Annotated in this window: 17 protein-coding genes; 6 read left to right on the forward strand and 11 right to left on the reverse strand. The window is 62.1% G+C overall.

From position 1 onward, the window contains the following. Positions 1–13: 13 nt before the first annotated feature. The 8 genes from J3R75_RS03375 to J3R75_RS03410 all read right to left on the reverse strand — a co-directional run bounded on the left by J3R75_RS03375 (position 14) and on the right by J3R75_RS03410 (position 13,261). On the reverse strand, positions 14–649 hold the full coding sequence (locus J3R75_RS03375; RefSeq protein ID WP_307259921.1) for an RnfABCDGE type electron transport complex subunit G: 636 nt from the start codon (positions 647–649) through the stop codon (positions 14–16). Next, the gene (locus J3R75_RS03380; protein ID WP_307259922.1) at positions 646–1,659 is read right to left on the reverse strand and encodes an RnfABCDGE type electron transport complex subunit D; all 1,014 of its coding nucleotides are present in this window, start codon (positions 1,657–1,659) and stop codon (positions 646–648) included. Before J3R75_RS03380 ends, J3R75_RS03375 begins: the two co-directional genes overlap by 4 nt. A gap of 61 nt (positions 1,660–1,720) precedes the next feature. Continuing rightward, complete coding sequence (gene rsxC / locus J3R75_RS03385; protein WP_307259923.1) at positions 1,721–3,055, reverse strand: electron transport complex subunit RsxC; 1,335 nt, start codon at positions 3,053–3,055, stop codon at positions 1,721–1,723. 25 nt (positions 3,056–3,080) lie between these two features. Beyond that, on the reverse strand, positions 3,081–3,929 hold the full coding sequence (locus J3R75_RS03390; protein WP_307259924.1) for a (Fe-S)-binding protein: 849 nt from the start codon (positions 3,927–3,929) through the stop codon (positions 3,081–3,083). A gap of 65 nt (positions 3,930–3,994) precedes the next feature. Beyond that, a complete protein-coding gene (locus J3R75_RS03395) occupies positions 3,995–4,576 on the reverse strand; it encodes an electron transport complex protein RnfA (protein ID WP_307259926.1) in 582 nt (193 codons plus the stop codon). A gap of 1,309 nt (positions 4,577–5,885) precedes the next feature. Next, on the reverse strand, positions 5,886–6,161 hold the full coding sequence (locus J3R75_RS03400) for a hypothetical protein (RefSeq protein ID WP_307259927.1): 276 nt from the start codon (positions 6,159–6,161) through the stop codon (positions 5,886–5,888). A 188-nt stretch (positions 6,162–6,349) separates the two neighbouring features. Beyond that, a complete protein-coding gene (locus J3R75_RS03405; RefSeq protein ID WP_307259928.1) occupies positions 6,350–12,898 on the reverse strand; it encodes an MBG domain-containing protein in 6,549 nt (2,182 codons plus the stop codon). Positions 12,899–13,075: 177 nt separating this feature from the next. Next, the gene (locus J3R75_RS03410) at positions 13,076–13,261 is read right to left on the reverse strand and encodes a hypothetical protein (protein WP_307259929.1); all 186 of its coding nucleotides are present in this window, start codon (positions 13,259–13,261) and stop codon (positions 13,076–13,078) included. 604 nt (positions 13,262–13,865) lie between these two features. On the opposite strand from J3R75_RS03410, the gene J3R75_RS03415 reads away from it, so the two are divergent. After that, entirely contained in the window at positions 13,866–14,207 is a 342-nt protein-coding gene (locus J3R75_RS03415) for a DMT family protein (protein WP_307259931.1), read from the forward strand. Between the two features lie 117 nt (positions 14,208–14,324). Here J3R75_RS03415 and J3R75_RS03420 read toward each other — a convergent pair whose 3' ends face one another. Both J3R75_RS03420 and J3R75_RS03425 read right to left on the reverse strand, forming a co-directional pair. After that, positions 14,325–15,977, reverse strand: a complete 1,653-nt coding sequence (locus tag J3R75_RS03420) for a tetratricopeptide repeat protein (protein ID WP_307259932.1) — start codon at positions 15,975–15,977, stop codon at positions 14,325–14,327. A gap of 144 nt (positions 15,978–16,121) precedes the next feature. Continuing rightward, the gene (locus J3R75_RS03425; protein ID WP_307259933.1) at positions 16,122–16,211 is read right to left on the reverse strand and encodes an AURKAIP1/COX24 domain-containing protein; all 90 of its coding nucleotides are present in this window, start codon (positions 16,209–16,211) and stop codon (positions 16,122–16,124) included. A gap of 446 nt (positions 16,212–16,657) precedes the next feature. Here J3R75_RS03425 and J3R75_RS03430 point away from each other — a divergent pair, with 446 nt between their 5' ends. From J3R75_RS03430 to thiM, 5 genes are all read left to right on the forward strand, one after another. After that, on the forward strand, positions 16,658–17,629 hold the full coding sequence (locus J3R75_RS03430) for an NAD(P)-dependent oxidoreductase (RefSeq protein ID WP_307259934.1): 972 nt from the start codon (positions 16,658–16,660) through the stop codon (positions 17,627–17,629). Between the two features lie 200 nt (positions 17,630–17,829). After that, positions 17,830–19,131 carry a citrate synthase gene (locus J3R75_RS03435; protein ID WP_307259935.1) on the forward strand — a complete coding sequence of 434 codons (1,302 nt, stop codon included), beginning with the start codon at positions 17,830–17,832 and terminating at the stop codon, positions 19,129–19,131. 172 nt (positions 19,132–19,303) lie between these two features. After that, complete coding sequence (gene mgtE, locus J3R75_RS03440) at positions 19,304–20,638, forward strand: magnesium transporter (RefSeq protein ID WP_307259937.1); 1,335 nt, start codon at positions 19,304–19,306, stop codon at positions 20,636–20,638. A 53-nt stretch (positions 20,639–20,691) separates the two neighbouring features. Continuing rightward, positions 20,692–21,480: a bifunctional hydroxymethylpyrimidine kinase/phosphomethylpyrimidine kinase gene (thiD, locus tag J3R75_RS03445; protein ID WP_307259938.1), complete on the forward strand. Its 789-nt coding sequence runs from the start codon at positions 20,692–20,694 to the stop codon at positions 21,478–21,480. 48 nt (positions 21,481–21,528) lie between these two features. Further along, on the forward strand, positions 21,529–22,374 hold the full coding sequence (gene thiM / locus J3R75_RS03450) for a hydroxyethylthiazole kinase (protein WP_307259939.1): 846 nt from the start codon (positions 21,529–21,531) through the stop codon (positions 22,372–22,374). A gap of 234 nt (positions 22,375–22,608) precedes the next feature. Here thiM and J3R75_RS03455 read toward each other — a convergent pair whose 3' ends face one another. Beyond that, the gene (locus tag J3R75_RS03455) at positions 22,609–24,732 is read right to left on the reverse strand and encodes a beta-galactosidase (protein ID WP_307259941.1); all 2,124 of its coding nucleotides are present in this window, start codon (positions 24,730–24,732) and stop codon (positions 22,609–22,611) included. Positions 24,733–25,039: the final 307 nt, after the last annotated feature.

The following is a 25,039-nucleotide window of genomic DNA, read 5'->3' on the forward strand; positions in this document are numbered from 1 at the left end:
TGTCTCAATGCGCTTATTGAGCCGCCCAGATGGCGTCGTGGTTCTTGTTGTAGGCATCGCAGACCCGGTTCACGGCGGCGAGCACGGCCTTGCTGCTGATGGTCGCGCCGCTGACGCCGTCAATGCGCTGTTCGCTGCTGCCACCACCGAGGACGAACTCGCCGGCCGGCCGGCCGCTATAGGCATCCAGGTAGTCATTCGGGGGGAATGCCACCTCTTCGTCCTTGCCGGCCAAAACCGCCCACAGGGACTTGAGCTGTTTGCGATCCGTGGCCTTGGTGCCCAGGCCCGGCGTTTCGCTGTGCTTGGTCACCATCACGCCGCGGATGCGGCCATCGCGTTCCAAGCCCACCAGCACTACGACTTCGCCGCCGAAGCCCGTGCGGGTGCTGCCCTGCCCGGCTACCGCCAAGGGCCGGCCGGCGGCATCGCAGGCTAAAAAGAAACTCAGGCCGTCTTCAGCTGCCACAGCCAGCGTCTTGGTATCGCTGGTTTCGGCCGGCAGCACCAGTGACAGACTCTTGGTCAGTGTCGCCTGCTGGGCCTGCTGACGCGGCACCAAGGTCTTAGCGTTGACGTAAACCAGGGCCGCGGCGCCACAAAAGCACACCGCGCCGAGACTGAAGCATAAACGGATGATGTCTTTCACAGTTTCACCTCCCGGCCAGGATGGCTGATCACCCCGAAGGGCTTGCCGGCCGTATAGCGGTCAATCAGCGGCGTAAAGGCGTTCATGATGAGGATGGAAAAACTCACGCCCTCGGGGTAGCTCCCCCACAGGCGGATCACCGCCGTGATGACGCCGCAGCCGACGCCGAAAATCACCGCGCCCATGCGCCCCAGAGGCGTCGTCACCATGTCCGTCGCCATGAAGAAAGCACCGAGGATGAGTCCGCCGCTCATAATGTGCAGCAGGGGCGGCGCGACCTGCTCAGGCGCGGCCAGATGGGCAATGCCAGTGATCACCGCCACCGTGCCGATGAAACACACCGGCACCTGCCAGCGGATAATCTTCAGCGCAATCAACAGCACGCCGCCAAGCAACAGCGCCGGCACGCAGGTCTCACCGAGACTGCCGCCCGTGCGACCGATAAAGAGCTCCCAAGTGCTGAAGAGCTGCTCGCCGGCCCAGGGCGTCCCCAGCGGCGTCGCCTGGGTGACGCTGTCCACGCCGGCCCACTGCAGGGGCGAGGCCAAGGGCGCGACCCAGGTAGTCAATGCCGTCGGGAAAGCCATCAGCAGGGCCACGCGGCCAACCAGCGCCGGGTTGAAGGGGTTGTAGCCCAGGCCGCCGTAGATCATCTTGCCGATACCAATTGCCATGACCGCGCCGACCACGCACATCCAGGTCGGCGTCGTCACCGGCAGATTCATGCCCAGCAGCAGGCCAGTCAGCGCCGCACTGCCGTCAGGCAAGGTGCTGGCACGGCCCTGCAGTTTCACGCAGAGCGCCTCGACCAGCATGCAGGCGGCCGTGCAGACCAGCAACACCCACAGCGCCCGCAGACCGAAAGTCCACACGCCGGCCAGACAGGCTGGTGCCAACGCGGCAATCACTACCAACATGATCTTGCGCACGCTGGCGTCTTCGTGAAAATGCGGCGAACTGCTGACCACCAGTCTGGTGGTATCCGGTAATCTTACGGTCGTTTCCGTCATGGTCTGCCACTTCTGTCAATTTTGACTTCGTATGCTTCGTCGGCACCGGCGCTGCCGCGGCTTAGGCTTTCTTGGCGGCCTTGGCTTTGCGCGCGGCCATCACTTCGCCCTTGGCGCGGCGCATCAGCTGCACCAGCGGCCGGCCAGCTGGACAGCCGTAGGCGCAACAACCGCACTCGATGCAATCCAGTACGTGCCATTGCTCCGCCAGCTCAAAACGCTCTTTTTCAATCTGTACGCTGAGAATACCCGGCATCATGCCCATCGGGCAGGTGTCGTTGCAACGACCACAGCGGATGCAGGGGCTGGACTCGTACTGCCGCACTTCGTCGGCCGCCAACAGTAGAATCCCCGAGCAGTTCTTCATGATGGGGATGTCCAGCGAGTACACCGCCATGCCCATCATTGGCCCGCCCGAAATGATCTTAACTGGATCGACCTTGACGCCGCCGGCGAGCTTGATGGCCTCGGCGTAAGGCGTGCCCACGCGGAAACGCCAGTTGCCCGGCGCCACCAGCGGCGAGCCGGTGACCGTGGTCACCCGCTCATACAGCGGCTTGCCTTCACAGACCGCCTCGCAGATCGCCGACGCCGTGCCCACATTCTGCACTACGCAGCCGACGTCCATGGGCAGGCCGCCGCTGGGCACTTTCCGACCAGTCAATGCGTAAATCAGCTGTTTTTCGGCGCCTTGAGGATAGCGTACCCGCAGCGAGCGCACTTCAACCTCCGTGCCAGCGGCCTTCTCCTGCAGCAGCGCCACCGCGTCGGGTTTATTCTCCTCAATGGCGATGATCACCCGCTTGACGCCCAACACCCGCGCCGTGATGCGCGCGCCAGTGATGACCTGCTCGGGCTTCTCCAGCATCAGGCGGTGGTCGGCCGTCAGGCAGGGCTCGCACTCCACGCCATTGAGTATCAGGGTGTCAATCGTCTTGTTCGGCGGCGGCGACAGTTTCACCACCGACGGGAAAGCCGCGCCGCCCATGCCGACAATGCCGGCTTCGGCGATGCGCTTCTTCAACTCGTCCGGCGAGGCATTCGGCCAGTCCAGCGCCGGCATGGGCTCGGCGGCCAAGTCGTCGCCGTCGCTCTCCAGGATCACCGCCGGCAGTTGGTTGCCAGCCGGTCCCAGGCACGTGGCGATCTCCTTCACGGTGCCGCTGGTCGGCGCATGAATCGCCGCCGAGATGAAACCGCCGGGTTCGCCGATGAGCTGCCCGCGCAACACCTTGTCGCCCTTGGCCACCACGGGTTTCGCCGGCACGCCGATATGCTGCTGCAGCGGCACGACGTAGGTCGCCAGCAAGGGCGCCGACACAATCGCCGCGCCACTGGCCGTCTTGCTTTCCTGCGGATGCACACCGCCATAAAAATGCAGGTGTTTTTTCGTCATGCTCTCAGACCTCTTCTCGCCACTGTTAGGGCGCCGTTGTCGCCGCTGGTGCTTCCGGAGCTGCTGGCGCCGCCGAAGCCGCCGAAGCCGCAGGCTGCGCCTCTGTCCGCAGCACTTTCGGGGGGCAGACGGCGACGATATCGGCGCTGGGCGGATTCTCGTAATTCACGGATGCCAGGAAGCCATTGATGAACATCTGGTTTTCGCCGGCGGCCTTCACGCATTTGCGGCAGCCAATGCACGCCGCACTGCACACCTTGCGTTTCACGGGCGCCTTCTCGGGCGAACTGCAGAAGACGTGGACGGGGGCGCTCTTGGGCACGAGTTTGATAATGCGCCGCGGACACACTGTCACGCATTTGCCGCAGCCCACGCAGATTTCCGGATGCACCACGGCGATGTGGTCAGCCCGCATCTCGATGGCGCCGAAGGGACAGGCCCGTGCGCAGCTGCCCAAGCCCAGGCAGCCATAGACGCAGCCTTTGGAGCCGCCGGCGACCAGCATCGCGCTGTGACAGTCATTGACGCCGTTGTAAAAGGCCCGACGGATCGCGTACTGGTCGGTGCCGCTACAGCAGACGACGGCGACTTTCTCGGCGCGGCCCTCACTGGCCACCCCCAGTAACACGCACACTTTCTGCAAAGCGTCAGCCGATTGCGAGGGGCACAGACCAGGCTTGGCCTTGCCGGACACCAAGGCCTGGACGTAGTCATTGCAGCCCGCAAAACCGCAGGCGCCGCAGTTCGCGCCAGGCATCAGCTCGGCGACCTGCTCCGCCAAAGGATCTACTGGTGCGCCAAAATAACGCACGGTCAACGCAATGGCCAGACCCAACAAGACACCGATCAAAGTCAAGATGATTACTGCCGTCATAGCTCTGCTTCTCTGCTTTTTATGCTCAGCTTAGACTCACCACACCGCGCGGACGAACTTGGCACTCAGCCCCCCAGGCCAGAGAAACCGGTGAAGGCCATGGCCAGAATCCCCGCCGTCAGCAGGGCAATCGCCGGCCCTTCCAGACAACGGGGCACCCGTGCCAATTCAAGTTTCTCGCGAACGCTGGCAAACAACAGCAGGGCCAACGCAAAACCAACCGCCGAGGCCGAACAGAACACCGTCGATTTGATGACGCTGTAGTGGTTGTCCGCGCAGATGATCGCCGCACCCAACACCGCACAGTTCGTCGTGATCAGCGGCAGAAAGATGCCCAGGGCGCTGTACAAGGGCGGGCTGAAACGCTGCAAAAGCACTTCCACAATCTGCACCAGACCAGCAATCAGCAGGATGAACACAATCGTCCGTAAATACATCAAGCCATGCGGCAACAACACGTAATGATGCACCAGCGCCGTCACGAAGCCAGCCAGCGTCATCACGAAAATCACCGCGCCGCCCATCCCCAAGGCCGTGCTCAACTTCTTCGAAACGCCCAAAAAAGGACAGATGCCCAGAATGCGACTGAGCACGAAGTTGTTGACCAGTATCGCACCAATGATCAGACTGAGATATTCCGCTATCATGCTCCGCTCCTGCATGGGCTGTGCGCAGACAATAAAAAAACGGGCCACGGGCCAATTGGCCGTGAGCCCGACGCCGGCCGTCTCGTAAGCAAGTCGTGAAAAAAATCGTCATTTAATCTACCTTGCTAAGCTGGAAAAGCAATGGCCGGAAGACAAAAACGCCAGCAATCGGTCAGCCATGGATATTGGCCGAGACCGTGGGGACGCCCGAGACCGGTGGGACCGGTTGGCACAGCGCTGGGACGAGGACTCACGACTCATAAGGCATGATCCCATGGATTGGACCGTGGGGACGAATTGGACCGTGGGGATTGACTCCCGACGCCTTGGACTGATTGGGGACTGATTCGACTCCTGGGACTGATTGAGGACTTCCTGGACTCCGGGGACTGATTGGGGACTTCCTGGACTCCGGGGACTGATTGGGGACTTCTGGACTCCGGGGACTTTTTGGCGACTGTGCGCTGGGGCGAGGACTCACGGACTCATGAGGCATGATCCCATGGATTGGACTGTGGGGACTTTTGGGACTGTGGGGAATGACGCCTTGGACGCCAGGGACTGCTTGAGTATCTCTTGGACTCTTGGGAGCGCCTACGGCACAAAAACATGAATATTGAATAAGGGTGGTTTTCGGCCCGAACCGGACAAAGCAAGTCGCCTGATCGGCCAAGTTCGGCCCGGAGGGCCGCAACCCGGGGTATGACAGCAACATAGAATTGCGTCCGGAGGGCGCCACATTGGCTAGGCACGCCGCGTCCCACCGCGCCAGCGAGAGGCATGTCGTGCATCCAATATCAATGGCTGAGGGATTACCAATCGAGTAATGCCTCACTCATTGATACCGGCCGATCCCACAGCAGGCGGCCCTTTGCGCCCCGCCTCCCAGCCGTGGTCACGCGCGCTCATCTCCCGATCGCGATGGCGGGCTTTCAGCCAGCCCCGTCAGATGACACCATCTGGCGGAGACAAGCGCGCCACCAGCATCCCAGGCCGCGAAGCGGCAGGCGCCCTGCAAGGGCGCTGTCATCGTAGCCCAGGGCAAGCGACGCCGAAGGCGGAGCGACGCCCTGGGTACAACGCCATATATGTCCGTGTTCCTCGGCCTCTTTGGCCCCAGTCGGCGAAGCTGACTGGGGCCAAAGAGGCAATGGAACTCACTGATTGCTGCGGCAATTTTGCGCTGTGACCCTTCGTCGCAGGTCTTTTAGGCCGCCCCTTCAGGGCTCTTTTGGGGTGGGGCACCTTACCCAGGGCGACGCGCCCTGCGGGCGCTTGCCCGGGCTATCTTAGGGCGCACCTTCGGTGCTCAAAACCTCGGCGAATGATCTTGTGCATGGTTACCAATCAACTCATCGCAGGCGATTGCCGCATGCTCTGTGAAGAGCATTGCTCTCATGAAATCCGCTGCCAAGTTGGCCACCCATGTGTAATTGCTGGGCGGCGGTTGGCCGTGGGTTTCCTGCAAATTGTCCCCGGTGTTTTCCCCACCGGGGTGGTCACTCCTATGAAACACGCTGCCGCAAAGGTCGGCGGAAATCAAGGTCGGATGGCTGGGCGGCGGTTGGCCGTGGGTTTCCTGCAAATTGTCCCCGGTGTTTTCCCCACCGGGGTGGTCACTGACCGGTTACAGCAATGGGCTGTATCGCTACCAAATCAGACGGATCAGACGGATCAATCAGACGGATCCGTCCGATCCGTCCGATCCGTCCGATCCGTCCGATCTAGAATTCCCTGGCACCGGCGCCGCGGCTGCCCCGTCCAGTCTTCATTTCAGTCATCACCCAGTGCGGCATCACAGCCAGCAGCCGGCTTTTCAACGAAGACATTGTCGCTATCGGTGATATGCCCGTCGGGGCTGTCGCCAGACTGCACCGCTGCAGCGCCGCTGAGCTGATTGCCGACAAGGTAGAGATAGCGGGGCTGATCGGCGCTCACTGCACAGGTACCGCCGACCAGCGTGTTTTCGGTCAGGGCGACTTGCGAAACGCCTGCCGTCAGGACAACCGCAGGGCGTTCCTGGCGGGACAGGACAGTCAAGCCTGCCAGCTGCACACCCTGGGCAGCAGGGCCGGCAACCACCACACTCCCGTGTAAAACGACATCATCGGGGCCATTGGCGGACATGCCGCACAGCGTCAGCGGTTTGTCGACCAGCCAGTTGCCGTCGCCGGGCGCCAGGTAGAGTCCGGGCATGACATGAATCACCCCGCCGGCGGCCACCCCGGCAATCGCCTCTTCAAGAGTGGCACAGCATAAGCTACCGAGAGCCGGCAGCTCAGCGCCGGACGTGCCCGCGCCGGCAAAGTCCGGTGAAACCACCGCATAACTTGCTGTCGCTTCTGCGGTGACTGCGTCCAATCCCTTGAGGCCATCACTGTCCCAGCTTTCGACTGCATCAGGCGCAGCCATGCCGCCATTGCCGGCAGCGTAGTCATCGCCGCCACGGGTTGCGGGATAAATGGTAAACGTGCCATTGCTGAAGTCAATGACGTGATTGGCCGGCGGCGTCAGGCTGCCCTGCCGAATTGCGTAGATTCCAGGAGCCTCGCCCGGATCCTTGGCCACTTGGCCAGTAGGCTTCGCACCCGATAGATAGTAACCGCTGACCAGGAAATAGCTGAGTGCGGGATCGTAGCCGCCGGCAACCTTACTGTAGTCATAGGCCTGTATCTGCAAAACCCGGGGCGTGACCACCAAAACCCCAGACACGTACTCCATTTCATAGCTGGCGGGTGCCGCCAAACTGCCTTGCAGAATAGGATATTCACCGACATTATCCAGCAGGCTGCATACCAGCTTTCCTGTCAGGGTATCCCCGGAATACAAGGTGCCCTCGGCGATATGCCAAGTCAGCGGGGGCAAGGCGGCGGCATGGGCCTTTTCAATCCGGTCGCCGACGATTTTCAGGCGGCGGCGCAGTACCTGTACGATCACCGTGCCCTGGTAGATGGTGCTAATTCCGCTAGCTGGATCGGGGGTGAAGATAAATCGGGTTGAATAGCTGCCGGCCAGATAGCGACGATCAGGGTTGTCCCAACTCAAGGTGCCTGGCAACGTTTCGCCGGTCAGCGGATGCAGAAAACGACCGCTGAGCAGGGACATGCTCAAGGGGTCGCCGTACGAGATAACACTGGCCGTCACCGTCTCGACCAGCACGGGATTGGGATACGCGATTCGTAGCCGGCCGGGTGTATAATCAATGATGCAATTGTTGCCCAAGGTCAGGGTGCCAATGAGAATGTCATGGTAGCCAGGAATGTTATACCCCGACCAAGTCAACGCACCACTGAAACGGGCGCCTGAAGGCAACTCGCTGCCCGGAGCAAGCTCGTAGGTGAATTCCGGATCCGGCGTACTTACCAGCTTCGCCTGATCATGCGCTATCACCCCGACATGGCGGCGCTCTATGACCAAATTCGCGCTAACAAAGGACAGTACATAATTGGGTCCGCCCGTCAGTAAGCTGGGAATGATCGCATAGGCGCCGATGTTTTCGCCTGGCTGGCGCCCCAACACCACGCTCAATTCATCCCCTGCCTGCAGCGCCCCCGCGCTCAAGGTCCACGCGAACACGGGATCAGCATTGCCGTACACCTTGCTGGCCGGCATCGCAGTCACCGTCAGCGCCCGCGGCACAATCATCAGCGGCGCTGACTGAAGCGTCACGCGGTAATAGTCCGGAAATGTCAAACTACCTTGGGTCATGGCGTAGCTGCCGACGTCTTCGCCGGCAAGGCGTCCAAGCTGGCCGACGGGCATGTCGCCCGCTAACAGGCTGCCCGCGACAAGGTGGTATTGGAAAACCGGATCGGGGTCGCCGTAGACCTTTGTCGCCGCCAGACACTGCAAGGTCAAAGATCGCTGGCTGATGCTCATAACCGCCGGCAAGAGTTCAAGGCTGTAATTGCTGCCTGCGGTCAATGTCCCGAGTTGGATGGCGTATTCACCGGGCTGCTCGCCGGGCTCCCGGAGCAACGCACCGCTGACTCGGTCACCTTCGTACAGCGACATGGACCCCGCAACAAAAGACCATGACAGGGCCGGCTCCGCTTCACCATAAATTTTACTGACGTTCGCCGGCTGAATGCGTAAAATGCGGGGCAGAATAACCAGATCGGCGCTCACTTCAAGTTCAGCCACAGATCCGGGCAACGACGGGATGAAGCGCCAGCTGCGCGGCCACACCCCGACCGCCGGAAAGTCCTCTTCCCCGCAGATGGTAAAGTACCCGCCCATCTCTTCGCCACTGCCCGGGTGGCGCACAACCGCCGTCGGGGCCTTGCTCGCCACGTTTTCACCGTAAAAGAACACTGGTGGCGTAAAACTCCCCACGACCGGCTCAATGGCTCTGACGGTCAACATCCCCAGCTCATACACGAAATGGTAGTTATCGGCGATGCCGCCGGCAACAGTAATCGGGTAGGTTCCGGCGAGAGTCGTAGCGTCGGCAACGCATTGTGCTTGCGGTGCGGTGGTAAACAGTCCAGGCGTAGCAAGCGTGTCGCCGTTGACCAGCCCGGCGTAAGTCAGCGTCAATTCGGGATTGGCGTCGCCGTACCACCTGGACTGATCGTCTGCGCTGACCTGCAGTGCCGCCTTGGCAATAGTCACCGGCTGCTCGCCGCGAAGTTCGCTGTAATTGCTGGATTCGGGAGTGAACACCCAGCTCAGCCAATGCTCGCCAGCCGGCAATACCATGGCGCCGGGCAGTTCCCAGACCAAGCGCCCGGGAACCGCCACGTCCTCAGTCGGATGGGCAAAGCTCCCCGTCAACCCAAGGTCTGCCAAAGCCATCCCATAGACGGCATCCGCCGCGGCTGCTATGTCCTGCGCGCGCGGCAGCGCCGGTGCCACCGTCAGGACATCGGTCTCATAGACGAAAGTGTAATTGCTGCTCAACCCACCGGAAATCGTCACCGGATATACCCCGGCCGGACTGGCGACTGTCGCCGCGCATTGCGCCGTTGGCACCCTCACCAGCACCGCTTGGTCTTCGCCGAGGACAAAGCCCGAGTACGCCAGCCCCAATGGCGGGTTCGCCGCGCCATAGCTGCGTTCCGGCGCCGGGGTCTGCAGACGGACTGTCAGCGGTGCGGGCGCAATTGTGAGCGTGGCAGAGCCATGCAAAGGCGCATAGCTGTCCGCGGCTTCTGGCTCAAAAAGCCACTCGTAATCTCTGGTCCCTGCCGGCGGCGCCACGTCCTCCTGCACCCAGGAAAACACCCCTGGCACCCTTTCGCCCGTGGCGAAGTGGCGGACTTCGCCGACAATCGTCGCGCGGCGCAAGGTCTGTCCGTAGACGATCCCGCCAAGCGCCAGCGGCCCGGCCAGCTCCAAGCCAGCTTCGTTGATGGTAAAACGCGCTGTATTGAAAACCATCGCGTAGTTGGCTGACAAAGCCAGGCTGCCCAGGCTAATGGCATACACGCCAATGTCTTCACCTGGCGCACGCGACAGCGCCCCGTGAAAACGGTCACCCGCTACCAGCCCCGCCGTCGAAGTGACGGCGTAAGGCAGGACTGGATCGGCAGTTCCGAACGCTTTGCCACTATCTTGAGCGGAAACCGTGATTTGGCGCACAGTGATGCGCAAGTTTGCACTCACATAACTCAATGCATAATTCGCTGACAGCGCCAGGCTGCCCTGATTGATGGCGTAGACGCCGACGTTCTCGCCCGGCTGCCGCGCCAAAGCGCCGCTGAAGGAATCCCCCGGCACCAGCGCCCCCGAGACAATGCTATAGGTCAGACTCGGGTCGTCCTCGCCGTATATCTTGCTCCGGGACAGAGCCTTTACCGCCACCGGGCGGCAGTCCACCCGCAGAGTGCTGGCGCCGCTCAGCGCCCGGTAATTACCACTGTCATCGGCATGGAACACCCAACTTCGGTTGTGTGTGCCAACGGGCAGAATAGTATCGCCGCCGTTCCAAACGAAACGCCCCGGCACTATTGCGCCGCTGGTCACTGCGCACACCCTGCCGCTCAGCGGGGCAGTAGCCAGCTTTGCACCGTAGGTGATAGCCTGACTGACCACGTCAGAGCCCACCAGCTCAGCCGGAGTGACCATCAGCACCCCCGGCACATAGACAAATGCGTAGTTGCGCGCCGCACCGCCTGAAACGGTGATTGCATAGCCGCCAGCACAGACTGGACTGTCTGGGCCGGCAGCGGTCGTCAGTATTGGCTGCACGATGTCCGCAACACTATCCCGTGCGCAGAAACCACTGAACGACATGGTCAGCGCTGGGTTGGCGCTCCCAAATGGCCGCTCCTGGTTGGCCGCCGTCACCGTCAACGGCGCCGGCGTGATGGCAAAGGGCTCCTGCAGACTGCCGCAGTAATGCTCATCCCGGACGGTTGCCGTCAACGTGTAACTGCCAACATCCCGCGGTGCCGCGGTGCTTGCTGAGTAGACCGTGCCGTCGCGGCCCGCATAGACGATGTCGATGTTCAGCCCCGGAGGATCGTTGACCAGTTCCGGCGCCGTCGCCTCGCCGTTATACACGCAACTGCCAGCCGCCAGCCGCAATGTCGCTACCGCTTTCCGATAGTTCAGCTGGCCGGGGAAAAATTCGATGTGGTAGTTGGCGCCGTCCCGACCGTCAGCAATCGCCAGGCTGCCCTGCGTAATCGGGTAACCGCGCTCAAGCATCGTCCCCGGCGTGCAGGCCAGCGCGCCGACGACGCGGTCTTCTCCGGCGAGTCGCCCCGCCAGCAGCTCCCAGCCCAACTCAGGCATGGCCGTGCCATAGTAATAATCGACATCGTTGGCGGCAATGTACACGGTCTGCGACTGCACCACGAGTTGGCGGCGGCGAGTCGCTGTTTCCCAGGCATCGGCTTGCACGCCAGTCACTGCCAGCTCCATTTCGAGTAGAACCGGGCCTGCCTGCAGCCACTGCACATAATGTCGCGACTCGGCGTCTTGTCGCCAACGCAAGCGATCAGCTTGCGCCTGAAACGTCGTCTCGGCCATGGCTGGCGTACAAACGCCCGGGCGCGGCGTTACGAGGGACTCCCAACCGTAGACACAGGGCGTCTCCACTTGAAGATCCCCGCAGAGCTGCCCCCGATACGCAGTTTCAAAGGCACCTGGATCTGGCACCAGCCGACTCAGCCGCGCCGCCCCTGCGGCGTCATGAGCAGCAAGCAGGGCATCCACACCACGATTGATCGCATACGACCCCGCCCCCAAGCGATAGTCATTCCGTGCCAGATCACGAAAGCAGATGAAATAATGATCGTTTTCATTGTCATTGACCTCAGGACCATTGACCCCGCAATTGCCCGCCGCCAGCGGAATGACAGCCTGCCCCGGCGCATTCACGCCGGCTATCGCGCTGTAGGACAAGTCGCTGGCTGGCGCAACCAACTGTTTGTCATTGCCACAGTTCCCCCAGACCACCAGATTGAGCAACCGCGCAGCGGCAACCGGCGCACAGACACCGGAGCCATCATGCAAGGCGTAGTTGCCAACGATCGTGCAGTGGTTGACGGTTCCCGCGCCGAGCAGATAGATCCCGCCGCCCTCCTGCACACCGCGGTCCGCCACCCCGTTGTCGCGTATCAGGCAATTGCTGACCCGCCCCTCGTCATCTATGACATACACGCCGGCGCCTGCCGCGCCCCAGCCATCGGGCAGCAACTCATTGTCGCAGATCAGGCACTGCTCCAGCACGCTGTCGCCCCTCATGGCCACGCCGCCGCCATAACGCGCCATGCAACCCGTGACCACACTCCGCCGCAGAACGACATTACCCGGCAACTGCGCCCCACCGCCAACGCCGGCCAGACCGCTGCTAAAAGCCATGCCGCCGCAGAGCACCACGCCATCCACCACTGTGCGCAGGGTAAATGCGTCAGCATCGGCCTTCAGCACCGAGCCAAAGGCATGGTCGGGTATCGTCAATCTGGTCGCCGACGCATAATCCCACGCGCACGGCGGGATGCCGTCATGCGCCGCAGCCAATGCCCGCTCTGCCGGCGATCTCTCGTGGCCCGCAAAACCACCGTAGATGTCCACACCATCACGCAGACGGAAGGACCACTCCCACTCCGCATCCGGCTCCAGCAACCGACTCTCGGTCGCCTCGTACTCCCCACCCGCAATCCATACCGCATCGCCTACCGCCGCCCGCGACAGCGCCACCTGCACCGACGCCAACGCCTGCGCCCAACTCTGGCCATCGCGGCCATCGTCACCATCGCTCTTGACATGCCATACCGCGGCTGCCGCGGGAAAACACAAGGCCAGCACCAACGCTAACACCCCGAAACGACACCAGCCGCCACCACGCCAAACTCTTCTAAATACGGCCATGATGCACCTCCTCTTGGAACAAATGAAAATAAATGCCTGCTTAAACAGCAAGTCAATGCAATATTTTATTGCTTTTATTTGCACATTTCAACCAAGAGAAGACGATTTTTTCATTTTTATTCTTTTTTAATGCAACTACGCGGCTTTGCGCAGGCGCAGGTTACCACTGGCTGCCTCTTAGCCATTGTTGCCTGCCGCGATAATCAGACCGATCAGACCGATCAGACCGATCAGACCGATCAGACCGATCAAATCGACGATCCGTCCGATCCGTCCGCTCCGTCCGCGATAACAATAAAAAGACGATCCGTCCGCGAAAATGGCAGTCAGTCCTTCTTGTGCCGCCCGTAATCCCTCACTCATTGATAATTGAGCGGTAGAGCAAAGGGCGGCCCCAGGCGCGCCCGTCTTCCGGCCGTGGTGCGGGCTTTCAGCCCGCGCCGTCGCCAGAGGCCAGCAAGCGCCCACTCGCGCGCCCGGCATCCCAGGCCGCGAAGCGGCAGAAGCGCTGAAAGCGCGAAAGCATACCAGCCCAGGGCAAGCGGCGCCGAAGGCGCGCGACGCCCTGGGTAAAGCGCCATTTTTGCTCGTGTTCCTCGGCCTCTTTGGCCCCAGTCGGCGAAGCTGACTGGGGCCAAAGAGGCAATGGAACCTGATATAACGTCTTCCCCGTCTTGTTCCTTGCGCCCCCGGCGCCGTTTTTTAGGTCGCCCCTCCAGGGCGCATTTCTGGTAGGGCCCTTACCCAGGGCGACGCGCCCTGCGGGCGCTTGCCCTGGGCTATCTTAGGGCGCGCCTTTGGCGCTGAAAACAAAAGATTGCAGGAAAGGTTGGTATCAATGAGTGAGGCATTACGTGCCGCCCGTCAGGCTAGTCAACGCGTGTCAGGCGATAGCTGAATCGCAGGATATAGTATCAGCCTTGCCCCCCCTGAGTCAGTAACCTCGACAACCAAAGGCCAGCGCGTCATGCCTCCCCTGTACCGCACCATCCTGCTTCTGACTGCATCCAACGTCTTCATGACCTTTGCCTGGTACGGCCATCTGCACACGATGAACCACCGCAAATGGTACATTGCCGCCTTGGTGAGCTGGTTCATCGCACTCTTTGAATATCTCCTGCAAGTGCCTGCCAACCGCATTGGCGCGCAAGTCGTCTCCGTCGCCCACCTCAAAATCCTGCAGGAAGTCATCGCCCTCAGCGTCTTCGTGCCATTCGCACTCTTCTTCCTCAAGGAAAAATGGAACTGGAATTTCCTCTGGGCAGGGATGTGCATGCTCGGGGCCGTGTACTTCATGTTCCGCCGCTGAAACAGCGGGGAATCAGCCTGGACGCCGCACGGCGCCCCTTTGGGCATGGATTTACGGGCTGTCAACCGCGCCTCACGGCGCCCGTATGGATGGGCGTGGCAGGGTGCCGTCAGCGCCTCACGGCGCCATCTTCGCGCGGATCTTGCCGGCGGCGTCCCCGGTGTTTTTGTCCAGCGCCAGGCCCCAGTAGAATGCGGCCAGCCGCGCATAGCCATTGGCGGCGAAGATATCGCCAGCGTGGTCGGCAATGACGCCGTCGCTGTCCTCCTGCTCGACACCGCGCTGGAGGAGATCAGCCATCACCAGCATCGCGTCGTAGAAGAGCCCCTGACGGTAATACACCCAGGCGCGGCTGTCCAGGTAGGCAATGGAATCCGGCTCTTTCGCCAGCGCCTGGTCGATCAGCTCACGAGCATAGGCCAATTCGCGGTTGTGATCGGCCAGCAAATAGCCAAGGAAATTGGCGCAGGCGGGATTCTCCGGCTCGCGCTTATAGGCGATACGACACAACTCTATCGCCTCGTCAATGCGCCCGGTCGTTTCGCAGATCATCGCCAGGGTGAAATAATAACCGGTGTCGAAAAAATCATCGTCCTTGCGAGTCTGCGCGGCTTCGCCGGCCTTCTTCATGTCCGCGTAGGCGCGCTCCTGATCCCCCTGCTTCCGCCACAAATAGGCCCGCAAAAGGAGCCCGCGCGGTGGCAGAACCGACACCGGCGCCAGCAGGGCCATGCCTCGCTGGGGGTCATTCGCCTGCAAATAGATATGCGCGAGCTGCAGCCGCAGACCGATATTATCCGGCTCCATGCCCTGCAGACGCTCAAAGGCCTCAATGGCTTCCGCCAGCTGGTCGTGCTCAAGATAAAATTCGCCGGCGGCAAACAGCAAGGGCCGCGGTATCAGCATGTCCGCAAGCAACTGGCCATACAAGGAACGCATGCCCGCGAGGTCTTCTCGCTGGCGCAGCAAGCGAAGCCGCAAGTCCGCCCAGGCATAACGCGCGGAACCGCCAGTCATCACCGGGCTGAGTCTGTCGATGTAGTCACCCAAGCGATCCCATTCGCCCACATCAGCCAACAAGCTGCCAACCATAAGACGCTCGTCTAGTCCTGATGCCTCCGAGGCCGCCGAAGCCTCCGGTACCGCCCCCAGGCGCTTTGCCAAAGCCACGGCCTGGCGACGCGCCCGCTTGCGCCACGCTGCGGCCTGACGCCGCAAGCCCCACCCCGGCTCGGGCACCTCTACAAGCACTATTTCAGCGTAAGCGTGCCATAGAGCCGCGGCCGCGCAGGCAAACGACACGTCATCACGCAGGGACTCGTGCCGCATCGCCTGCGCATACAGCTCGGCAGCGGCCTTTCCCTGCTTGGCAGCCCACAGCTTCTGCGCCAGCTCTTTGACGACCCGGGCATCGCCCCAGGCCGTCGTCGTCAACGTCCGCTGCAGATGCGCAATGGCCTCGTCGCGCTTGTCCGTCTCCTCCAGCAAATCCGCGTAGATGAGATTGGGCATCACCGCGCCTGGATGGGCCGCGACCACCGGCGCCAGATCGGCCAAACAGGCATCCCACTCCTTGGCCACCAGCCGCGGGCCAATTAGCGCCCGCAACAGATAAGGCGAGTCCGGCAGATGCAGCAAAGCACGGGCGAAATGTGGCGCGGCATCAGCGAAGGTCGCCCCGTCACCCCCAAGCACATACAGCCCCTTGGCGTACTCAGCCCAGGCCGCGGCCTCTGTTGCCGAAGACGCGGAAAGGCGCAGATCTGTCACCAGACCTGCGCCTTCATTCGCGTCGTCAAATGGCCACTCGCCAGCACTCGCTACAATCGCCAGAATCAATACAAGTAAAATTGATTTATGGCGCGAAGGCATCAATGCTGCCTCCTTTGCTTAGCTCATGCCAACCTAGCGGCTTTATTTCTTCTTGTGACGCTGTGCGCGCAATTGCTTGCGACGCTTGTGCTTGGCAATCTTCTTACGGCGTTTCTTCTTAACTGAACCCATGGTGACTCACTTCCTGTTTTCAAGCTGACACTTAAGCTGAAGGTCAAAACTGGCAAAGCAATAGGATGAAAACGAATCTTAAATGTATCCCCCTTACCCCTCTTTGCAAATCAGCGTCAGATACTTCATCCTTTTTTCATTATCGGCCAGCCGTTGACAACGGATGCACGGCATGCCTCTCGCTGGCACCGGGCCGGGAAGGGCCTTGGACTTCCATGCAGCCTATCGTAAAAATAATCTGCGTGAATCTGCGGAATCTGCGGATAAAAAAAAAACGCATCACCCCGCCGGGTCGGCGGCGCCCTGGCGCCGGGAACGTTCCACGCCCGCCTCGGGCCATTTCGGCACTATAGTATAGCAAAAGCCAGCGCCTTCACCGCCTTAGTACCGCCGCGACGCGCGACCACGCTCGCCTTTCCCCGCAGCCACCTATCCCGAGACGCAGCATGGACAACCCCGCTTTGATTGACGTCGCCGTTCACATCAGACATCCGCAGGTCGACTGCTGGAACTTCCGCCCCGCACAGGCTCAGCACCTGCAGCGACTGCTACCACAGCTGCGGGTGCGCATCTGTGAAAGCGAACAGGCGCTGGTCAATGCCCTCCCCGACTGCGACTGCGCCATGGTCTGGACCTTCAAACAGGAGTGGTTCGAATTGGCGCCACGACTGCGCCTCCTCTCCACCCCCGCCGCCGGCCGCGATCTTCTCCTGGTCTCGCCGCCACCACAGCTGCGCTTGATGTACGGGGCCTTCCACGGCGAAATCATCGGCGAAACCGTCGTCGGCATGATCTTGGCCATGACCAGGGGCATCCTCCCGGCCGCCAGCACCTTCGCCGACCTGGCCTGGCCACGGCAGGAACTCAATGGCATCCTTAGGCCCCTGCGCGGCAGCCACGTCGTCATCCTCGGCATGGGCAATATCGGCGACTGGATCGGCAAACTCCTCAAGCCCTTCGGCGTTCGCATCAGCGGCATGCGCCGCAGCCTCAGCAAACCCGCGCCAGACTGGTTCGACCAACACGACCGCATCTTCACCGAAAGCGACCTGGACAAAGTCCTCCCCAGCGCCGACCACGTCGTCATTGCACTGCCCGGCGCACCCGACACCAACAACATCATCGACGCCCGCCGCATCGGCCTGCTGCAAAAACACGCCACCATCTGCAACGTCGGCCGCGGCAACGCCATCGAAGAAAAGCCCCTCTACGCCGCCCTCGAAGCCCACCGCATCGCCGGCGCCTGCCTGGACGTCTTCCAGACCGAGCCACTGCCGGCAAACTCCATCCTCAAACGCTGCACCAATCTCTGGCGCCTGCCGCACGCGTCGGCTATCGCCGGCAACTACCTCGATCTCTACGTCGAGGACTTCGCCCGACAATGGCACGACTGGGCCGGTTTCGAACAGGACCTCTGAGCAAAACCACGACCGGCTGCCAGGTAACACCACGGCCCCCAATGGCACGATGGCGCTTATTCGGCCGCCATCTTGATATATATAAGTAAAAACATTATATTTCATATTCGTTTTTTTGGCTTTCACAGGAAGCCGTTGTCAACGCCCGGACTCAATCAGCAACCTGCGCTTGGGGCACCCAAGAAAGTGAGACCCCTTACATGATGTACGCCAAGGAAATAACCAAGGCCAAACTGGAACTCAATGGCAAGGTCTATGAACTGCCCGTCTATGAAGGCAGTGAAGGCGAAATCGCCATGGATATCCAGAAGCTGCGCGCCCAAAGCGGCCTGATCACCTACGATCCGGGCTATGCCAACACCGGCTCCTGCAGCAGCAATATCACGTTCATCGACGGCGAAAAAGGCATTCTGCGCTACCGCGGTTACGACATCGACGAACTGGCCGAGCGCTGCAACTTCCTTGACGTGGCCTACCTGCTGGTGCACGGCTTCCTGCCCAAAAAGGACGAACGCGCGGCCTTCAGCGAGCTGATGAATCAGCATTCCATGCTCCATGAAGGCATGCGTCATTTTTACGATCTCTTCCCCGACCACGCGCATCCGATGGCGACCTTGTCGGCCATGGCCGTGACGCTGTCAACCTTCTATCCCGAGCTGGAATCGCACCCGAATGAGGCCATTGACATCATGGTCACACGCCTGCTCTCGAAAGTGCGCACCATCGCGGCCTTCACCTACAAGAAGATGAAGGGCCAGCCCATCGTCTACCCGCGGCCGGACCTGAGCTACTGCGAGAACTTCCTCAACATGATGTTCTACACGCCAGTCAATGGCTACAAGCCCGACCCAGTCATCACCCGGGCGCTCAACCAACTGCTCATCCTCCATGCCGATCACGAGCAGAACTGCTCGTCGTCCGTAGTCAAATCCGTCGGTTCCTCCGGCGCCAATCTCTACGCGTCGATCTCCGCCGGCATCTGCGCCCTGTGGGGCCCCCTCCACGGTGGCGCCAACCAGCAGGTCATCGAAATGCTGGAGAAAATCCAGCAGGAAGACAATGGCGACATCACCCGGGTCATCGACCGCGCCAAGGACAAGGACGACCCCTTCCGCCTCATGGGCTTCGGGCATCGGGTCTACAAGACCTACGATCCCCGCGCCCGCGTCGCTAAGGCCATCTGCCACAAAGTCATCGACCACCTCGGATTCAAAGACCCGCTGCTCGACATCGCCCAGCGCTTGGAAGAAGCCGCGCTGGCGGACCGCTATTTCAAGGAACGGAACCTCTACCCCAACGTGGACTTCTACACCGGTATCACTTACCGCGCCATGGGCATCCCCACCAACATGTTCACGGTCATGTTCGCCATAGGCCGACTCCCCGGCTGGATCGCCCAATGGCTGGAAATGCGCGACGGCTCCGAACACCGCATCTACCGCCCACGCCAACTCTACGTCGGCCCAACCCAACGCAGCGTTGACGTGAACTGGGTCAAATAACCCGGCCACACCGTCCATCCGCCCCGGCAGCCACAAGCACGGCAACCAGGGCGGATGACGCCAGGAGCCACCGCTACTGGCGCTCCGTGGCCCGCCCCCTCTTCCCTCCCGCCCGACCGACCGCGCGCAGACCGCGCGCCGCAGCCGGCAAAGCCCCCCCAAAGGACCGGCCATGGAAGCAATTCTGGAACTACTGGAAAAAAACCGGCTGCCCGAACTGCGGGAAAAACTCGTCGCGCTCAACCCCGCCGACGTCGCCAGCGCCCTCGGCGAAGTCGGCAAGGACAAGCTGCTCCTCGTCTTTCGCTTGCTTCCCAAGGACTTCGCCGCCGCCGTCTTCACCTACCTCGACCCGGACTTGCACCGCCTCCTCGCCGAAAGTATCACTGACCAGGAAATCAACGACCTGATCAACCGCCTTTTCGTCGACGACGCGGTAGACTTTCTCGAAGAGTTGCCAGCCAACATGGTCACCGGCATTCTGGCCCACGCCGACCCCACCAAGCGCGCGGCCATCAACGCCGCCCTGCGCTATCCCGACAACAGCGCCGGCGGCCTCATGACCATCGAGTTCATCTATCTCTTCGAGGCCATGACCGCCGCCGAGGCCCTCGCCCACATCCGCAAGCGCGGCATGGACCGCGAAACCATCTACACCTGCTACGTCACCTCCCCCCAGCGCGTCCTCACCGGCGCCGTGTCCCTGCGCCGCATTCTCCTCAGCAAGGACGATGCCCTCATCCGCGATCTCATGACCACGCCCGTCATCGCCGTCCATACCCACGATGACCAGGAAGACGTCGCCCAGAAATTCCGCGAATACGACCTCATCGCCATGCCCGTGATCGACAACGAGCAGCGCATCGTCGGCATCATCACCATCGACGACATCATCGACGTCATTGTCGCGGAAAACACCGAAGACATCGAGAAAATGGCCGCGCTGCACCCGTCGGAAAGCGAGTATCTCAAAACCGGCGTCTGGCGTCTGGCGCGCAACCGCATTTTCTGGCTGTTGTTCATGATGATCTCGGCGACCCTCACCGGCGCCGTCATCAGTCACTACCAGGAGCTGCTGCAGACTGTGGTCATCCTCGCGGCCTTCATCCCCATGCTGATGGACACCGGCGGCAACTGCGGCGCCCAGGCGTCCACCCTCATCATCCGCGGCATGGCCGTGGGCGAAATTGAACTGAGCAACTGGCTCAAGGTCGTCTGGAAGGAATTCCGCGTCGGCATCTTGGTGTCCCTGGTGCTGGCGTCGGTCAATCTCCTGCGCATCATGCTCTTTGTCAAAGACAGCAATCCGCGAGTGGACCTCGTCGTCACCCTGACCCTCTTCATCACCATCGTCTTTGCCAAGCTGATCGGCTGCCTGCTGCCGATGTTCGCCAAACGCCTGCGCTTCGACCCGGCCCTCATGGCCAGCCCCATGCTCACCACCATCGTTGACGCTTTCGCCCTCATGATCTATTTCAGTCTCGCCGGACTGTTCCTCGGCCTCTGAGCAGCACCCGCGCCCATTTCCGCCTCACAGTCTCTTTTCGGGAGAATGACATCATGGACCTGCCACGCGCACTCACCATCGCCGGCTCCGACTCCAGCGGCGGCGCCGGCATTCAAGCCGACCTCAAGACTTTCTCCGCCCGCGGCGTCTTCGGCATGAGCGCCATCACCGCCATCACCGCCCAGAATACCTGCGGCGTCAACGCCGTGCTGAATATCAGCTGCGACATGGTCGCCGGCCAGATCGACGCCGTCTTCAGCGACATCCGCGTCGACGCCGTCAAAATCGGCATGCTCTCCAGTGCCGACATCATCCGCAGCGTCGCCGACCGCCTGCGGCACTGGCGCCCCGCCTTTGTCGTCCTCGACCCCGTGATGGTCTCCAAAAGCGGCAGCCACCTCCTCCAGCCCGATGCGGTGTCGGCCCTGCGGGACGAACTGCTGCCGCTGGTCCAGCTGGTGACGCCAAATCTGCCGGAAGCCGAAGTCATCACCGGCCGCGCCGTCGTCAGCCAGGACGACATGCTCGCCGCTGCCAAGGCCATCTGCGCCCTCGGCGCCCGCGCCGCGCTCATCAAGGGCGGCCATAGCAGCGACCACGCCAACGATCTGCTCTACGACGGCCACGACGCCCGCTGGCTGCCTGGCGAACGCATCGCCAGCCGCAACACCCACGGCACCGGCTGCACCCTCTCCGCCGCCATTGCCGCCGAAACCGCCAAAGGCCAAGCGCTGCTGCCTGCCTGCGAAATCGCCAAGGCCTACGTCCGCCGCGCCATGGCCGCCGGCCTGGCTATCGGCGAGGGCTGCGGCCCCCTCCACCATTTCGTCGACTGGTATTAATCGCGTTTCACCCACTCACCGGCCGCCAGCAGCCAGAAAGCCGCCGCCATGAAGCTGCCCCAACACATCGCTGAGACCTTCGGCATGATCCGCCAGAAAAACCCGCTGGTCCACCACCTGACCAACGTCGTCACCGTCAATGACTGCGCCAACGCCGTACTGGCCGTCGGCGCCTCACCTGTCATGGCGCCATGCGTGCGCGAAGCCGCCGATATGGCCCGGCACGCCGCCGCCGTCGTCCTCAATATCGGTACGCCCGACGAATTCAGCGAGGCGGCCATGCTGGCCGCCGGCCGCGCCGCCAATGCCTGCGGCATCCCCGTGGTCCTCGACCCCGTCGGCGTCGGCGCCACGCCCTTCCGCCTCGAGCTGGTCAGCACCCTCCTGCGTGAACTGCAAGTCGCCATCATTCGCGGCAATCTCGCCGAACTGCAGTGCCTCGCTGGCGACCACGACACCAAGGCCACCCGCGGCGTTGATTCCATGGCCACTGATATCAGCAGCAGTGCCGATGTCGCCCGCCGCGTCGCCCGCCACTACCGCTGCGTCGCCGCCATCACCGGCGCCGTGGATTGCATCAGCGACGGCGAACAGCTCGTCGCCATGCGCAACGGCCATATGCTGATGCGGCAGGTCACCGGCACCGGCTGCATGGCCACCTCACTCTGCGCCGCCTGCGCCGGCGCCGCGCCGGATCGACCCCTGCTCGCCGCCTGCGCCGGCGTCGCCGCCATGAGCCTCGCCGGCGAATTCGCCTACGCCGCCCTCCACGGCGGCGAAGGCACCGGCACCTACCGCCAACGCATTATCGACGCGCTGTCCACACTTACCCCCAGCCGCATGGAAAACTATATCCGGCTCGATAACTCCGGCGGTAACGCCCTCCTCGGCTGACCAGCCCCCACAGCACCGCAGCCCCTACCAGCCCCCGCAGCCCCTACCAGCCCCCGCAGCCCCTACCAGCCCCCGCAGCCCCTACCAGCCCCCGCAGCCCGGCCGCAACGCGCGGCGGAGCCGTCCAGGGGCCGTCCAGTGGGCGGCCGCTTGCGGCCGCCAAAAACACCCGCTGTCCCTCCCGGCCCTCGCTGCCCGGCCGTCCCGTGGGCGGCCGCTTGCGGCCGCCATTTACTATTTCTTGTATTTTGCCAGCGGGAGCACTCCCAGCGGCGGCAGCGCATGCCGTCCAGCCAAGGTCACTGGCTGGTCATTGCGCATATCCACCCAGCCTTCGCCGGCGCCGTCCTTGACCACGAAATGCTTCTCCTCATCATTGTGATTGAGAATGATCAGCAGCTCGCCCAGTTCGCCAGCTAGCCGGCAGACTTCCAGCTTGCTGCCCAACGCCGGTTCGCCGTCAAGCTGCATGTCGAGGTTCGCTTTGACGCCGCTGGCCAGCACTTCCCGTCGCAGGAAAGCCGTCGCCGCGGCTTGTGGATTGGCGAAGTACTGCCGGAACAGCTCGGTGCCAGCCATGATGGCGCGGCCCTTTCCGAAGCTGTTGGCGCAAACCGCCATGCGTCCATCCGCGTAGGTCGCCAGGGGCTTGGCCGTCGTCAGGCTGAAATGATGCCAAAGGAACTGCACGGGCGCTGTGGCGCCGTCTGCGTAGTGAATGGGGGACGCCGTCTCCACGCCTTCGCGATCGACCGTCCGCGCCCCGAAGACCTCGTCCAAGCCGAAAATCGGCGCATGCCCATGCAGGAGATTGTCCCCGTCCTTGAAGGCGAAGGGGCATTCGGCGATGACGGTGCCGCCCTGCTCCACGTAGGCCCGCAGCTTCGCCGCGATCGCCGGCGTCATGTTCTCAATCATCGGCAACAGGAGTAGCCGATACTGTGACAGCCGGTCCAGATTGACATCGTTGACACCGTCAAAGGGTATATTCATGTCCCAGAGGAGCTTGAAGGCACCCAGGCGGCTCTGCGAGACGCTCCCCCACAGCTTGCTGGGATCGGCCCCAGCCGTGTACGTGCACTGCAACAGCACGCTGAGTTCCTCCGATACCAGCACCGCCGCCTGCGCCGCCGGGCAGCTGCTGTTGATCAGGTCCGCGTGGCGATTGAGCTGGCCGGCCAGCTCGGCATGGAGAACCGACCGCGCCGTCGGCGAGCCGTCCCAGCCCATCAAGTTGAAATTGCCCACCTGGTTGTCCGAAAAACGGCTGCGGTAATTCCACAGCACCATGCCCTTGGCGTTATGGCCAACCGCCAGCCAGTTGTTCAGCTCGCGCTGCGCCGGCGTGATCATAAAGTAGTTCGGCCCGGCTTCGCTCTCCAGCACCAGCGTCCGCCGCAGCGGATCACGCGATGTCCAGCGGAAGGAGTCGGTGTACAGCGCTTTGTGGAAAGGCCCCATGTTTTCGCCGTGCGCGACGGTGTAGTACGAAAAGCCCGTGATGTCCAGGCTCCGGGCGACGTCGCTGATGCGCACATTGGCGCCAAGTGTCCCGCCGTACGCGTGGCTCGTGCAGATATTGCAGGTCACCGGCAGATTGCGTGGGTCGTGCTGCTTGATGCAGTCGTACACCGCCTGCATCGCACTGCTCAGGCGGTACTGCGTGAAAGTCACCCAGTCCCGCCAGGCATTTAAACCGCCCTCGCGGAAGCCCGCCCCCTGTGGCGGATTGATCTCGCCCCAGTCGTCATAACTCAGGGGGAACTCCGTGCCCCACGCGTCGTTAAGCCGGGCGATGTCATTGTCGTAACGCTCCGCCAGCCAGCGCCGGAATGCCTGCACGCTATGCCGGCAATAGCACTGCCGCAGCCACGGTTCGTTCCAGCTCATCCAACCAACCACCGCGTCGTGCTGCGCATAACGGCTCACCACCGTCGCAATGAAATCCAACGCCTTGCCGCGATAGAGAGGGTCGTCCAGGCACACAAAAACCCGCGGCCCCGTGTTGTCCGCCTGCCGATTGCTCCCGCAAGGCGCCGTGACGTCATGCCGCCGCACCAGCCATTGCGGCGGATAAATGCCCTGCAGGCTGTCAAACACCCCGCCCACATTCATAATCACACCAACGCCGTGCTTCGCCGCCAACTCCACAAAGTGATCATGACGACTGAAATCAAGCTCGCCTTCGCGACGCTCAATGCGATCCCAGGGCACAAAAATGCGCGCCACGCTGAAACCGAGCTTCTTCATATTTGCCAGATCGTTGTCCCAGTCCGCAATCGGCCAGTCCTGCGATTTCGCGTAGGGCGCCATCGACGCACCATACCAAAACTCACCCGTGAATATGCCTTTGCTCATGCTCACTGCTCCTGTTCATGCCTACACACCACAAATCATGTCGCAAATCGCTCGCATAGTATAGTGGCCACCCAAATCAGGAACAAGTAGACGCACGGAAACGCCCGAGGGGGATCACCGAGAGTCGCCGGGACGCTTGGGGACCAATTGGACCGCTGAGACGGTTTGGCGCAGCGCTAAGACGAGGACTCACGACTCATGGAGGCATGTTCCCATGGATTGGACCAAGAGGACGCAAAAGACACCAGGGATTAACGCATTGGACTCAGGGGACCGTTTGGAGAACCAAGCCAGCATTCGACTTCCC

Origin of the sequence: Oligosphaera ethanolica (genome assembly GCF_030814695.1) — a bacterium.
GTDB lineage: Bacteria > Verrucomicrobiota > Lentisphaeria > Oligosphaerales > Oligosphaeraceae > Oligosphaera > Oligosphaera ethanolica.